Raw genomic sequence first — 14,835 nt, 5'->3', positions numbered from 1 at the left:
GTTCAAAAAGGAGGCTTAATCGCCTCCTTTTTTATTACTATTTTTACTAAAATACCTTTTATTCGGCGTTAAATATAGCAATAGATAATGGTGATAGACTGTAATCAAAAACAGCGTGTTTTGGTGTTACTTGAGTATGCTGAGTATTACAAACTAATGACCAACGAGAGTATTGCTTTGGTTTTGGTAGGTCAAAACGAGTTGGAATATTTGATTGGTTGATCATGATGAGTAGCTCTTTATCGCCATCATATATATTAAGATGAAGAGATAATGATTCTGCACCATGCCAATCAGCATGAGTCATATTATTTCCTTTGGGTGTATACCATGCGACCTTTTGTTTCGATCGGCTTGTACCACTAAAGGCATTGATTATAGGGGTCATGTGAGTTTGTCGGGCTTGGATCATATCTGATAGCCACATCTTAAACTCTTGTTCGGTTTTATTTAAATCCCAATTAACCCAGCTAATATCACTGTCTTGGCAGTAGGCATTGTTATTACCTTGCTGACTGTGTGAGCAAGCATCTGCAGCTAAAAGGTGAGGGATCCCAAAACTAAATAATAAGGTTGTCATCATATTACGTTTTTGTTTTTCACGAACAGCAATAATTCTTGGGTTATCAGTCGGCCCTTCTACACCATAGTTATCTGAACGATTGTCACCATGACCGTCACGGTTTTCTTCACCATTGGCAAGGTTATGTCGTTCTTTGTAACTGACAAGATCCTGAAGTGTAAATCCGTCATGGTAGCTTACATAGTTAACTGGTAATTTATGAGGCCAGCGTGAAGCACTAATAAGATCACGAGATCCCATTAAACGAGTAGCGATGGATTTTAAGTAGTTTTGTTCACCACGCCAAAAGCTCTTTGCTGTATCACGGTATTTATCACTACACTCATTCCAACCATCAGGAAACTGACCAACTTGGTAACCGTTAGGACCAATGTCCCAAGGTTCTGCAATTAATTTAATCTTTTGAAGTGTAGGATCTTGAGCTACGGCTTTAAAGAACGGGTTATTCGGATTAAATTGATCGTATTCACGACCTAATGTTGCCGCTAAATCAAAACGGAATCCATCAATATGATATTGTTCAACCCAGTAGCGTAATGTATCCATTATAAGATTTAAGCTAGGTTGATGTGTAATATCTATCGTATTACCACATCCCGTATAATTCGTATATTTACCATGGTGATGTAAATAATAATCTTGGTCTAATCCTTTTAAATTAAAGGTAGTACCACCGTCTCCACCTTCCGCAGTATGGTTATAGACGACATCGAGAATCACTTCAATGTTGTTTTTATGAAGCTCTCGAATTGCTGTTTTTAATTCAGTAACCGCATCATTACGAGCATATCTAGGATCTGGCGCCATAAATGCTATTGGATTATAGCCCCAGTAATTGACCATACCCATTTCAAGTAAATGAGGCTCATGCATACAAGCAGCGACGGGTAGTAATTGAACGCTTGTTATTCCTTGCTGCTTTAAATGTGCGATATTTGCGGGATCGGCTAAACCAAGATAAGTGCCACGAACTTCTTTATCTACGTCTGAATTTAATAATGTAAACCCTTTCACATGGGTTTCTAATAAAATGGTCTCAGAACGAGGGACTTTTGGTTGTGGTGTGTTTTCCCAATCAAAAAAATCATTAATTACAACACATTGTGCCAATGTCCAGCTTTGTTCTGCAGTATAGGGAACTTGGTAATGAGGTGTGTTTTTTAAGGATTTTGCGTATGGGTCAAGTAAAAGTAGCTCTTCTTGGTTTTGAATTATTTTAAAAGCATAAGTTGTGTTTTCAGTGATATTCTCGAGGAAGATATATTTGATAGAACCATATTCTTCGGTGAATTGATATTCATGATAAGTATCATCCTCATTAAAAATGATTAATGATATCGGGAACTTTGATGCATGGTGTACAGAAAAATTACACCCATCAGAAGTTAATGTCGCCCCTAGGGGGTACGGGAAAGCATGATGTGTGTTCACAATATTCCTCTTACTTAATAAACAACAAAAGCCCAATTCGCTGTTGGGCTTTTTATAATTGAATAATGTAGGTTAAGCGCCGGCTTCTTTATAGAGCCTTTGGCATGCTTTCCCATCACCACGGAATAAATGGCAACGGTGTGCGGGAATTCCCACAGAGAAGGCGTCACCAGCCTCAATTAATGCAGTATCAGGTACACGGTATATCATATCGGCATCGGCATCTTCAATTGTTAAATAAATTTGTGTTTCATATCCCAATTTTTCAACAACAAGTACTTCGCCTTTAATTACGGCATCGCCATTCTCGGCAGATACTAAGTGTTCAGGTCGTACCCCTAGTGACATTCTTTCACCACGAGTTACGTGTGTACCGTCCACAGGAACCCAGAATGAGGTTCCATTTTTGAATTGTACTTTGACTTGATTTTTCTCAACATCTTCAATGAAAACACTGATAAAGTTCATTTTAGGAGAACCAATAAAACCAGCAACAAAACGGTTTTTTGGATAGTGATACAACTCTAATGGTGCACCAACTTGAGATACATAACCGCCATCTAATACAACGATTTTTTCTGCCATTGTCATTGCCTCTACCTGATCGTGTGTTACGTAGATCATGGTACAGTTCAATTTCTTATGTAATTTAGCTATTTCGATACGCATTTGTACTCGTAATGCCGCATCAAGATTGGACAATGGTTCATCAAGTAGGAAAACATCAGGTTGAGAAACCAAAGTACGGCCAATTGCAACACGTTGACGTTGACCGCCAGAAAGTGCCTTTGGTTGGCGTTCGAGTAAATGACCTAATTGCAGAATATCGGCAGCATGGTCTACACGTTTTTTTATTTCACTTTTATCTGCTTTAGCTAATTTAAGCCCAAATGACATATTATCAAATAAGTTTAAGTGTGGATAAAGAGCATAAGATTGGAAGACCATGCCAACACCACGCTTAGAAGGCTCAACATCATTCATGCGTTTGTCACCCATGTATAAGTCGCCTGATGTAATGTCTTCTAAACCTGCAATACAGCGTAATAAAGTTGATTTACCACAGCCAGATGGCCCTACAAATACAACAAACTCACCCGAGTTTATTTCTAAATCAACATTTTTCGATATTTTAACGTCGCCATAGGATTTGCAAACGTTGCGTAAAGTGACACTCGTCATTGTGTCCATCCTCTATTTAATTTTGAATAATAGTAGCTGTTAGCTTTATGGTGCCATTCTTCAGGAAAATGCTTCTTACGTCATCCTCCTCCTCCTGTTTTTTTCTGGGGGAGTAGGGGGGAGGAGTACCTAGATCACATTTTTGATAAATAGCGATGGAGTTCAAATTTTTTTTAAATTTCAATGTGATAAAGATCTCTCTTTGGGCTTGTTTTGTGATGTGGCTCAATCATTATTCTGGTTGAGTTCACGCTTTTTGCTGACTAATACAAGGGCGTAGGGATTAGGAGGATGAATTTAGGCGGTTTATTAATGAAAATACACTTGAAAATTGAGTCATCATCTATTTTTACTTCAACCCTACGGATGATTCGCTAATTATAAAAGGAAGGATTCACAATGAAAAAAGTCCTCAGTACTGTCGCGCTATGCACAATGGCAGCTCTTGGTTCAATTAACGCTTCTGCTGCAATCGAAGAAGGTCAACTTACTATTTGGTTGACTGGCGATAAATCTTATGAAGGTATGGCTGAAGTAGGCAAACGATTTGAAGAAGATACCGGAATTAAAGTAACCGTAGCTTTTCCTGATAAAGCAGAAGAAAAATTTGCACAGGTAGCGGCGGCTGGTGATGGCCCAGATATGATTTTCTATGCACATGACCGCTTTGGTGGTTTTGCAGAAGCGGGTCTTTTGGCTGAAATTAAGCCTTCAGAAGAATTGAAATCTGAGATCGTTGACTTTGCATGGGATGCCGTATCTTATAAAGGCAAAACAATCGCATACCCAATTGCGATTGAATCGGTTTCATTAATTTACAATAAAGCATTAATTAAATCGCCACCAAAAAACTGGGAAGATATTCCAGCATTAGATAAAGAACTAATGACTAAAAACCAAAAAGCCATTATGTGGCCTTTACGTGGCGGTGCTTATTTTACTTGGCCTCTACTGGCTGCTGATGGTGGGTATGCCTTTAAGAAAACAGCAGACGGCTATGACATTAAAAACGCAGGTGTAAACCAAAAAGGCGTTCAAGATGCGATGGGCTTTATTGAGAAGATGGTAAAAGATAAAACCATTTCTGCCGATATGGATTATTCAGTTGCTGAATCTGAATTTGTAAAAGGCAATGTTGCAATGATGATTAACGGTCCTTGGGGCTGGGCGAACATCGAGAAAGCGGGTATTGATTATGGTGTAACTACGTTACCTAAATTCCACGGTCAAGCATCGAAACCATTCGTTGGCGTTTGGGTTGGTGGGATCAGTGCGGTGTCTCCAAACAGAGACCTTGCAGTGGAATTTTTTGAAAACTACCTACTTACTGATGAAGGTCTAAAAAGCTTGAATGATGATAAGCCACTAGGTGCTGTTGCATTAAATTCATATCAGAAACAACTAGGAAATGATCCTCGTATCGCCGCGACAATGGATAATGCAATGAATGGCGAAATTATGCCTAACATTCCACAATTCACAACGTTCTGGTACAGCATGGAAGAAGCTCTTGGCAACGTGGTTGATGGTCGTCAAATGATTAATGAAGCATTGGCCGCAGCAGAACAACGCATGACTAAGTAGTAAATCTAAAATAATAGAGGGGAAATGTTCTTCCCCTCTTTAATATGTTAACTGAATAATATTATTGGCATATACCCACTTGAGTAAGTTTTTTAATTATCATTAATTGACTTACTAGGTTGGTATTTTTAAAAGGTCTTGGAGTTTATGACAACAGCAGTCGCTTCGCATACAAATTATAAATCATTAGTAAAATGGGGACTATTGTCTGCTATTGCTGCGATAAATGGCTACGTATGCGTACTTATGTATTCTCGTGGTGAAACTGCATTTGCAATGTTAACACTGGTATTAACATCGCTAGCCGTTTATGTGTTTGGCAGTAAAAAAACGTATGCTCATCGCTATACCTTCCCTGGTATTGCAGGCATGATTTTATTCATTATTTTTCCGTTAGTTTATACCATTGGATTAGCATTCACGAACTATAGTGCAACCAATCAGGTGACATTAGAGCGAGCACAAATTGTTCATTTATCAAAAACCTTTCAAAGTGGAAAGAGCTATAAATTTGAATTAATGAATCAGGGCAATGGTTATGCATTAACGATTAAAGATTCAGGTGAATTATTAGCAACTGAAACCTTTGATTTAGCTGAGGCTGTTGAGCGTAATCTTGCTTTAACACCAGTTGAATCGATTAAAGGAAAAAAAGCGACGATTAAACAAATTATCGCAAAGCGTCCAAATTTAAATTTAATCACTCTGTCTTTACCGTCTGGTGGTGAGATTCAAATGAGTGGGTTGCGTAAATTTGCAGCGGTAGCGCCCCTTTTTGTTTTACAAGAAGATGGTGAGACGCTTTATAACAACAAAACGGAAACTTATTTTAAAGCTAACCATGAAACAGGCTTCTATCAAGAAGTGAACGATAATGATGTTTTCATTGGTGATCCAATTTCGCCTGGTTTTGTGGTAAATGTTGGGGCTGCAAACTTTGAACGTATCTGGAAAGATGACGGTATTAAAGAACCTTTTATCAGTATCTTTATTTGGACGGTTATTTTTGCAACTTGTACTGTTGTTTTCACTTTAGCAATAGGTTTGGTTCTTGCTGCTGTTGTGCAATGGGAAGAGCTTAAAGGTCGCGCTGTTTACCGTCTTCTCTTGATACTTCCTTATGCGGTACCTGCGTTTATTTCTATCTTGATTTTCCGTGGTCTCTTTAACCAAAGCTTTGGTGAGATCAATATGCTGCTTGATAGTATGTTTGGTATTCAGCCTAATTGGTTCTCAGACCCATTCACAGCAAAAACAATGGTATTAATTGTGAATACATGGCTTGGTTTCCCTTACATGATGATTCTATGTATGGGGCTATTGAAGTCAATTCCAGAAGATCTTTATGAAGCCTCTGCCATTGATGGTGCAGGGCCAATTCAAAACTTCTTCAATATTACTGTGCCAATGATGGTTAAACCATTGACCCCATTGCTAATTGCCGCTTTTGCTTTTAACTTCAATAACTTCGTAATGATTGCGTTATTGACTAAAGGTGGCCCAAATATGATCGGAACAACAGAGCCTGCTGGTTATACCGATTTATTAGTAAGCTACACGTATCGAATCGCGTTTGAGGGCAGTGGTGGTCAAGACTTTGGTCTAGCAAGTGCCATTGCAACGCTTATTTTCTTGTTGGTTGGTGGCTTAGCGTTACTGAACCTACGTTTCACTAAATTATCAAATAACTAGTCGTTAAAATAATTAATAGTTAAGTAGCTATCTATTAAGAGATTGATATTTAGCTACTTAACCTTCAATAAATGAGGATTCATTGATATGGCAATGGTTCAAGGAAAAAACTTAAAGTATCGTGTTTGGGCTACTCATGTAGCAATGTGGATATTCTTAGCGATGATTATATTCCCGCTATTAATGGTGATTACCATTTCCTTTCGTGAGGGTAACTTTGCAACCGGGAGCATTATTCCTGAAAACCCATCACTAGAGCATTGGAAATTAGCGTTAGGTATTGCAGTAGAGCATGCTGATGGTTCTACAACTCAGCCACCATTCCCTGTGCTAACTTGGTTATGGAACTCAATTAAAGTGGCAGCGATTAGCTCCATATTGATTGTGGCATTATCAACAACTAGTGCGTATGCATTTGCTCGACTACGCTTTAAAGGAAAAGAAACGATTTTAAAAGGGATGATGATTTTTCAAATGTTTCCAGCGGTACTTGCTCTAGTTGCCTTGTACGCTTTGTTTGATAAATTGGGTCAGTATGTACCATTCTTAGGCTTAAATACGCATGGTGGACTTGTCTTTGCTTATCTGGGGGGGATTGCGTTACACGTTTGGACCATTAAAGGGTATTTTGAAACTATTGATAATTCATTAGAAGAAGCCGCGGCCTTAGATGGAGCGACACCATGGCAAGCATTCCGTTTAGTTCTATTGCCATTGTCAGTTCCGATTTTAGCGGTTGTCTTCATTTTGTCATTTATTGGTGTTATTACTGAGGTTCCGGTAGCATCTTTACTACTTTCTGATGTAAACTCATACACATTAGCAGTGGGTATGCAACAATATTTATACCCTCAGAACTACTTATGGGGCGATTTTGCGGCCGCTGCTGTATTATCAGCATTACCTATTACATTGGTTTTCTTACTTGCTCAGAAGTTCCTTGTGGGTGGTTTGACAGCCGGTGGTGTAAAAGGATAACGATAATTATACGGACCCGATACATTTTGGGCAGGGTCCACTTGCGTGAAGAGCTTTATGATGGTTTGGTCGCCGATCGGTAAAGTGTTCAGCGCAGTATTGGCATTACGCATAGCTGGGTAAGTGTTGCAGGACGCGACTTTACTTCTTGTAATCAAAGCCTGAGTGTTTTCACTCAGGTTTTTTTCTATTTATTATTTAAGAATTGAAGAAGATAAAGCTATTTTAGAGCAGAAGTATAAATTGTAGACTGATTTCTGCCGTTTTCTTTAGAGTGATAAAGTGCTTTGTCAGCCATCTTTAACCAAGTTGAATAGTCATCATGTTCATCTGATAATTCACAGATCCCTAAACTGACCTTATAGCTGACATTAGAGCCTTCGCATTCCACAATTGCCTTCTCTACTCGTTTACGTAATCGTTCTGAGAAATACAACGCTTGCTCTGAATTTGCACCAGGAAGGATAACGGTAAACTCCTCTCCGCCATAGCGCCCACAACTGTCTGTGTTACGCGATGTTTTTCTTAATAAGTCAGCGACATTACGGATCACATCATCTCCAACCGTGTGGCCATAGGTATCATTTACTTTCTTAAAGTGGTCAATATCAAATATTACAACAGATGAAACATTTCCGGATATTTTTGCTTGGTCGAATTCTTGTTGTAAACACGTTTCCCAATAAGCGCGATTAAATAATTGTGTTAACCCGTCGGTTCGGCTTAATTCCGAGAGTTGTTGATTTGATTCTTGTAAATGAAGTTTATTCTTTACAATGTCGGTGACGTCACTGATCACTAAACTAACATGAGAAACTTGCCCATTTAATGACGTAAGAGGAGAGAAAGTGATGTTCTGACGCATTTCAATCAAGCTATTAGAAATAGGCGTAAAGTTTTTGAATTTAAGAAGATAAGGTCTATCTTCCCAGCAGGAGAAACCTCGAGTATTAAGCCTAAACGCGGTATTAACTTTTTTCCTTAACCAGGTTTCAGGTAAGTCTGAAATAACATCAAAAATGACCTTACCTAAGATTTTATCTGAGGTAATCCCACTATAAGATTGCATAAACGCATTCCAAGTACAGACTTGGTAATCTTGGTCTAACACAATTAAACCAGCATCCAAATCACCGATAACTTGCATTGCCCAATGAAAATCATTCATATCGGTGTTCATTATAATACGCTCTCTAAGATTGATTTAATCGCCGTTAATGAATCGTTATCCATTAAAAAAATGACATCGCATTTTAAATCTAAGCTTTCTGCTGAATAAACGAATTCAATCGTAAAAATATCAGATTCATAATCGTTAAGAAAAGAATGGCTTTCTTTTAACGCAACCTTTAATTGTTCTGTTTCTAATACAATCGGTTGGCGCAGAGAAATTTCGATATTTAATTGTTTATTAAAAGAAGATAAAAATGAAGAGACCAAAAGATTTGCAATATCTAAGATCGCTTCATTGGTTGTTATTTGTTCGTTACCTTGGTCGACACTCAGTAAATCTGCTAAATCACTGCCATGTAAGCATACTAATGCTTCCCCATTTATGCCATAGCCTACAAATCGTTGCGAGATAGCACGATACTCTGAATTATTAACAATATCTTGCAATGTCATTTGAAGTTCTGAATGGTGCAAAGAAGCGACATTAGGTAATGGCATATCAATAAAACGGTCAAATTGCTCAGAAATAAGTGCGGCACTAGCTCCTAAGGCTACGTTACTGATCTCTTTAATATTCTCTATTAGATTTGCAGAGCTTAAAGAAAACTTAGGGCGAAAAGCCAAGAGTTTTGATGAAACAGGAATACCATACCGAAGAAGGACATCTGCAATTTCTTCTGGCTTAAATGGTTTATTAATAAATTCATTTGCACCTAATTGATAGCAACGTTGTTTTGCTTTCTCTTGAACGTCACCAGAGATAACAACCGTTTGGGTTGGGTAGGTATTTATTGGGAGTTGACTTAGTACATCAAAACCATCCATAACAGGCATAGTTAAATCAAGGAAAAGTATATCAATCGAATGCGCTCGTAATACGTCTAATCCTTCTTTCCCATTTTCAGCATAAAACAGAGTAAGGTCTTGAGATAACTCTATATTACTTGAGAGAGCTTTTCGTGCGATTTTAGAATCATCGCAGATCAATATATTCATAGGTACTAAAAGTCAAAAAATAGACGAAGTGTCATTTTTTAGTGTATGAAGTTCAAAATCAATACATTGCTTCCAGTAAAGGGTGGTAATCGGACCTAGCTAACACTTTTTACATAATTATCAGTTTGTTCAATATCTACTTAAAAGTATGGATTTTGATCTAGAATAAGGAATTGCTAGAAAAAAACGGAAAAAAGAAAAACAAAAGTTGAATAATTAAAAAAAAGTTGAATAATAGGAGTGTTACAAAAGGCACAAATATATGTGTAACCTACAGTTTATAAAAAGAGAATAATGATGAACAACGAATACGTATTAGTTATCAATTCAGGCAGCTCTTCACTAAAGTTTGCTGTTATCGATTCTGCTTCTGGTGATGCAGTATTAAGCGGGTTGGGTGAATGCTTTGGCCTGGAAGATGCTCGTATGAGCTGGAAGTATCAGGGACAGAAAACTGAAATTGCCATTGAAGGCGAAGAAAACCACCATAAAATTGCTATCGGCAAATTAGTGGGTTTAACTGAAGAACTAGGTTTTACTGATGGCATCGTTGCTATTGGCCACCGTATTGTTCATGGCGGTGAAAAATTCACTGAAACAGTACGTATTACAGAAGAAGTAACAAAAGAAATTGAAAGCCTATCTGATTTAGCGCCTCTTCATAACCCAGCGGGTGCTATTGGTATTCGTGCTGCTATTGAAGCTTTTCCGAGCCTTCCTCAATTTGCTGTATTTGATACCGCTTTCCACCAAACTATGCCAAAACGTGCTTACACAGGTGCGATAGCTAAAGAGCTTTATACTGATTTTGGTGTGCGTCGTTACGGTTTCCACGGTACAAGTCATTACTTTGTAAGTCGTGAAGCTGCAAAAATGGTGAATAAGCCAATCGAAGAAGCGAGTTTTATCTCTGTTCACCTAGGTAATGGCGCATCAGTGTGTGCAATTAAAGATGGTAACAGCGTAGATACAAGCATGGGCTTTACTCCGCTATCAGGCCTAATGATGGGTACTCGTTGTGGTGATTTAGACCCAGGTATCATTGAGTACTTATTAAAGAAAGGTTGGTCACAAGAGCAAGTATTTAACTCTCTAAACAAAGAGTCTGGCTTCTTAGGTGTGTCCGGTTTAACAAGTGATGCTCGCGGTATCTTAGAAGCAATGGAAGAAGGCCATGAAGGCGCGACATTAGCTTTCCAAGTGTTTACTTATCGTGTTGCTAAATATGTTGCTTCTTACCTAGCAGCGTTAGATTCTCTAGATGGAATCATCTTTACTGGTGGTATTGGTGAAAACTCTTTACCAATTCGTCGTGAGATCTTAAACAATCTTAAAATTCTTGGTTTTGTTGAAGATGTTGCTGGTAACGAAGCTGCTCGTTTTGGCGCTGATGGTATTGTCGCTAAATCAGAAATGCTAGGTGCGGTAGCAATGGTTATCCCAACCAACGAAGAATTTGTGATAGCTCAACAGTCTGTTGAATTACTGTAAATTATAATAAAAACATAGATTTAAAAGCGAGCTATGATGGCTCGCTTTTTTGTTTCTGGGGTTTGTGATTGCATATACATACAAAAGGAAACACTTGCAGATAATTAATACAAAAATTCACATCCTATTGATTTTATTGTTGATAAGTTCTCCCGAACCTTATAAATAAAAAATCACTCATCTTCCAACAATCTCTTTCATTTAAAGTGTGAACTCTCTCGGGTCGATTTGATTTTTAAGTCTTAAAATGTGTGATTTTATTGTGTCTTATTTCTCACCTATATAGAGTTTTCTCATCTCGATTTTACAAGAAACCTTACTTGTTGGTTTTTCGTAAGCAATCAGCCAGTCAAAGTAAATGCTAAATACACATAAGGAAGAGTATTGAATGAGTACTGCCAACAAAGCCGCTATGTGCGCATCAACCCGTGACGTAAGAAGTCCTGTTGGCTTATGCCCCTTTCAGCGTAGTGATATTGGTATTATTCCCGTTCGTTATGCCTTGGACGATATGAATGAGCAAGGGCTGCAGATGCACCCATTCCCAGCCTCTGACACGCAATGGAAAGGCCGATTTACGCCTAAGCAGCGTCAGTATACGTTAAGACAACTTCGTGATGGTTGGTTGTATGTGTATGATGAAACGGATAAAACATTTCATGAATATCAAATTGAAGGGTATGACTTTACTAAAATTGAGTGGTCAAACGATGAAGCCGATAAGCCCGCTAATGAACGAGGTCGCAAAGGTGAAACCAAGAGTTGCTTAGTGTATCCAGCGAAGAATACGATCTATATGGCATTTGCCCATCAACGTTGGACATGGCGATTGTGTGAGCATATGCGCTCCCATACATCTAATCGCTCATTATGGATGCGTAAGGTTAATTTAAAACAATTTAACTCGGCCTTGGCTCACCCTCACACTGGACTTTCTTCTAAGCTTGGTCACTATGCAGCAGATATTGGCGTAAATGGTGCTCCAACAGGGATATTTAACTCGACTTGCACACCATTAACTTCAACTGAAGCTCAAACTGACAGCTTTAAACATGTAGCAGATAAGCCAGGGTGTTGGGATGTCGATTATCGAGTCGATTTACCAGCCCAAGATTGTGGGATGTTTATTGCGCTAGATGATCCGTTAGCGGATGTATCCGATTTATTCTTACCACTTGCAGAAGAAATCACACTACGCAGCGCAATACACAAAGATGAAGATAATATCCATAAACTGCAAATGGCTGAGATTACCCGTAATCTGGGTCGAGTAAGGCTAAAGCCTGAGGATCTGCCTGAGCAAATTAGCGATGATCCAGTGAAGGTATTGGAATTTGAACGCCAGTTAACCGAATATCTAGCCATTCAGTCTCTGGCAGATAAAGAGTCTGCGGCTTTAGAGTCAAATCCAAGCATTGGTAATACCCCATTTACTCCACTTCAAGAAGAAGCGTTAGAGAAACATTCTGAACTAAAAGAAAAATACCATTTTACGCCCAGTGATGAGCAGAAAACCGCTTGGGAAAAGAATACTCTCTTCAGTGATGAGGTTAATTGGAGTGAGTTAGATGAATTTCTTACTCAACACTACACCCAACTTAAAGATCAAGATAAGCGTATTGCCATGCTCTATCAAGATTTTATGGAGGCGTTTGAGCTGCTCGGAACGGATCCATTAGTCATTGGTATTGATAATCAAGATGAAGACCACCTCACTTATTTATTAAGTGTAATCAGCCAATATTTACAGGTAATAAAACAAGCGGTGAATACCGAGAAGGAGTATGCAACCCTAGAAATTGCACTTTCCCTCGATTCGCCAAAAACACTGTTTGCATTAGCGTCATTGGGTTTTTCAAACGACAACTTACAAGCACTTAATGATCATGTGGAAGAGTTGAGTAATCACCTTATTTCAATCAATAGCTTAGGTGATATGGGGGCATTATCGGGAGCGATAGCGAGTTGGGGAGGCTTTACTGATGATATTCGAATTCAAGATAATAAATGGTTTGAAGCATTAGCTGAGCCTGTGCAGTTAAGTTTTATTGCTCTGCAAAATGCAGTGACAGGCCAAGCTAAAGAGAGTTGGAGAGGGATAGCGAATTTACTGTTTCCACATCAAATGAACACAGCAACAACGCCTCAAGGTATGATCAGTAATTTAAGGTTGGTCATATTAGAAGCGTTGGTTAACCCCGAGGCAATAGTGATACATAACCCTGATTATCCTGCACACTTTGCCGCGTGGCAGCGAAAGATGAATGCAGAAGTGATGATCATTCGTCAAATTAGTCAGCCACCATCAGGGCAACCGACACCAAAAAACCATCAAATACAAACCATGCGCAGCGCTCAGCAAAGAATGCAAAAGCTATTGAGTAGCGAAATTCCAGTGATGGTGATGCTTAAATATGAAGCCGTCAATAATGCCGCCAAGCAAATGCTCAATGAAGCAATAGAGCGCAGTTGGCAGCAAGGTAAAGATATTACTCAAGCATCGTGGAATAAAATGGGTAAGATGGGAGGGGTTGTCGCCATCCTTAACCTTTGGAATACGGCTGCAGTGCTTAAAAATATCCACCATAAAGCAGAGCAATATCCTGAAAGTAATGTATGGACCAACCCAGCGGTTAGAGAAGCAACCTATGCGACGAGTTATGCGGTATCAGCAGTCACAGCAATGTGGAGAGATGTAGCCTGGGGCAAGATGGCGACTAACCAATCTTTGCTTTCAGAGCCACTGAAAATAGCATTGCGAAGTAGTACTCATTCATACGAACTTAGACAAAGTTTAGCCACCTTTGCCAAAACAACCGCTGCGGTATCTTTATTTGGCTTAATCGCGACAGGATTAGAGACGTGGGAGAGCCATGATAAATTTAAAGATACGAGTCATTCACCGATGGAACGGTTTGGATATGGACTGAAAGGGATATCGACTTTTTCTCAAACGGTTGTATATTTCTTCCAGTTTGGAGCAAACGTCTTTAGTCGATTTGGGGTATTCTCTACTAGTATCGGTGCTATTATCGCGCCTTGGATGCTGACCACATTTATGGTTAGTTCAATTCTCTTTTTTATCTCGATTATAATTATCAATGCCTTTAAGCGCTCCGAATTAGAAAAATGGCTATTACATTCCACATGGGGGAAAGCTTCAAAGCAATGGGAAGTCGTTGATGAGTTGACCCGATTGGAGCAGATTATTCATAAGCCTCAAGTAAGGCTCAACAAAGTATTTTCTAGCTCTCCTTCTAAAGCAATATACGGTTCCGTTGCGGGGCAACAATGGCAATTAGAGATATATTTACCCATGTACACAAAAGGTAAATCTATTGGTTTACAAGTTACGCGCACACCAATGCAAAATAAGTACAGCTATGTGACATCTTCACCAAAACCTACGGTAGTCGTAAACGAACAAAATGGTGTTTGGAGTAAAGATGAAACGGGAAATCCAGTCTATCGTTTAGATTTAGCTGGTACAACCAAAGATAGTATTACGGTCTTTATTAGCCTGCCTTTTAACTGGCAAGCATCAGAGCATGAAAAGTTAGGCTATATTGCTTCAGGTAATAGCCAAGGTGAGCTTGTTATATCACCTGCATTTAAAGAATCTTCTATTAGAACAATTAATGTGGATGTGAACTAAATGAATGCAGGTGAACAAAAAAAACGGCTAAGAGATCAACTTTACAAAGCGAATACAATTTATTCTTGGG

General features: G+C 38.8%; 9 protein-coding genes. 5 read left to right on the top strand and 4 right to left on the bottom strand.

Translation table 11 applies throughout. The annotated features are described in order from the left end of the window. Positions 1-58: 58 nt before the first annotated feature. On the bottom strand, positions 59-2,014 hold the full coding sequence (gene glgX, locus A6E06_RS18545) for a glycogen debranching protein GlgX (protein WP_065592825.1): 1,956 nt from the start codon (positions 2,012-2,014) through the stop codon (positions 59-61). Positions 2,015-2,086: 72 nt separating this feature from the next. After that, positions 2,087-3,196 (bottom strand): maltose/maltodextrin ABC transporter ATP-binding protein MalK, encoded by a 1,110-nt coding sequence (gene malK / locus A6E06_RS18540; protein WP_065592826.1) that lies wholly within the window; start codon positions 3,194-3,196, stop codon positions 2,087-2,089. 399 nt (positions 3,197-3,595) lie between these two features. Between malK and malE the strand changes: the two genes are divergently transcribed. The 3 genes from malE (at position 3,596) to malG (ending at position 7,450) form a co-directional block, all read left to right on the top strand. Next, positions 3,596-4,780, top strand: a complete 1,185-nt coding sequence (gene malE / locus A6E06_RS18535) for a maltose/maltodextrin ABC transporter substrate-binding protein MalE (protein WP_065592827.1) — start codon at positions 3,596-3,598, stop codon at positions 4,778-4,780. A gap of 147 nt (positions 4,781-4,927) precedes the next feature. Next, positions 4,928-6,472 carry a maltose ABC transporter permease MalF gene (malF, locus tag A6E06_RS18530; RefSeq protein WP_065592828.1) on the top strand — a complete coding sequence of 515 codons (1,545 nt, stop codon included), beginning with the start codon at positions 4,928-4,930 and terminating at the stop codon, positions 6,470-6,472. An 87-nt stretch (positions 6,473-6,559) separates the two neighbouring features. Continuing rightward, the gene (malG, locus tag A6E06_RS18525) at positions 6,560-7,450 is read left to right on the top strand and encodes a maltose ABC transporter permease MalG (protein WP_065592829.1); all 891 of its coding nucleotides are present in this window, start codon (positions 6,560-6,562) and stop codon (positions 7,448-7,450) included. A gap of 220 nt (positions 7,451-7,670) precedes the next feature. On the opposite strand, the gene A6E06_RS18520 is transcribed toward malG, so the two are convergent. Then, positions 7,671-8,630, bottom strand: coding sequence for a sensor domain-containing diguanylate cyclase (locus A6E06_RS18520; RefSeq protein WP_065592830.1), 960 nt, complete (start codon positions 8,628-8,630; stop codon positions 7,671-7,673). Then, a complete protein-coding gene (locus A6E06_RS18515) occupies positions 8,630-9,619 on the bottom strand; it encodes a response regulator (RefSeq protein ID WP_065592831.1) in 990 nt (329 codons plus the stop codon). The genes A6E06_RS18520 and A6E06_RS18515 overlap by 1 nt, the downstream gene beginning before the upstream one ends. A gap of 297 nt (positions 9,620-9,916) precedes the next feature. Here A6E06_RS18515 and A6E06_RS18510 point away from each other — a divergent pair, with 297 nt between their 5' ends. Both A6E06_RS18510 and A6E06_RS18505 read left to right on the top strand, forming a co-directional pair. Further along, positions 9,917-11,110 (top strand): acetate/propionate family kinase, encoded by a 1,194-nt coding sequence (locus tag A6E06_RS18510; protein ID WP_065592832.1) that lies wholly within the window; start codon positions 9,917-9,919, stop codon positions 11,108-11,110. Between the two features lie 388 nt (positions 11,111-11,498). After that, a complete protein-coding gene (locus A6E06_RS18505) occupies positions 11,499-14,765 on the top strand; it encodes a T6SS effector BTH_I2691 family protein (RefSeq protein ID WP_065592833.1) in 3,267 nt (1,088 codons plus the stop codon). The last annotated feature ends 70 nt before the right edge of the window (positions 14,766-14,835 follow it).

Origin of the sequence: Aliivibrio sp. 1S175 (assembly GCF_001690985.1) — a bacterium.
Classification (GTDB): Bacteria; Pseudomonadota; Gammaproteobacteria; order Enterobacterales; family Vibrionaceae; genus Aliivibrio.
The sequence above is the reverse complement of the archived record's forward strand: the minus strand, read 5'-3'. Positions and strand labels throughout refer to the sequence as shown.

Excerpts from the sequence above, each read along its gene's own strand:
- malK (WP_065592826.1), bottom strand. The coding sequence starts at position 3,196 with ATGACGAGTGTCACTTTACGCAACGTTTGCAAATCCTATGGCGACGTT.
- malE (WP_065592827.1), top strand. The coding sequence starts at position 3,596 with ATGAAAAAAGTCCTCAGTACTGTCGCGCTATGCACAATGGCAGCTCTT.
- malF (WP_065592828.1), top strand. The coding sequence starts at position 4,928 with ATGACAACAGCAGTCGCTTCGCATACAAATTATAAATCATTAGTAAAA.
- malG (WP_065592829.1), top strand. The coding sequence starts at position 6,560 with ATGGCAATGGTTCAAGGAAAAAACTTAAAGTATCGTGTTTGGGCTACT.
- A6E06_RS18520 (WP_065592830.1), bottom strand. The coding sequence starts at position 8,630 with ATGAACACCGATATGAATGATTTTCATTGGGCAATGCAAGTTATCGGT.
- A6E06_RS18515 (WP_065592831.1), bottom strand. The coding sequence starts at position 9,619 with ATGAATATATTGATCTGCGATGATTCTAAAATCGCACGAAAAGCTCTC.
- A6E06_RS18510 (WP_065592832.1), top strand. The coding sequence starts at position 9,917 with ATGAACAACGAATACGTATTAGTTATCAATTCAGGCAGCTCTTCACTA.
- A6E06_RS18505 (WP_065592833.1), top strand. The coding sequence starts at position 11,499 with ATGAGTACTGCCAACAAAGCCGCTATGTGCGCATCAACCCGTGACGTA.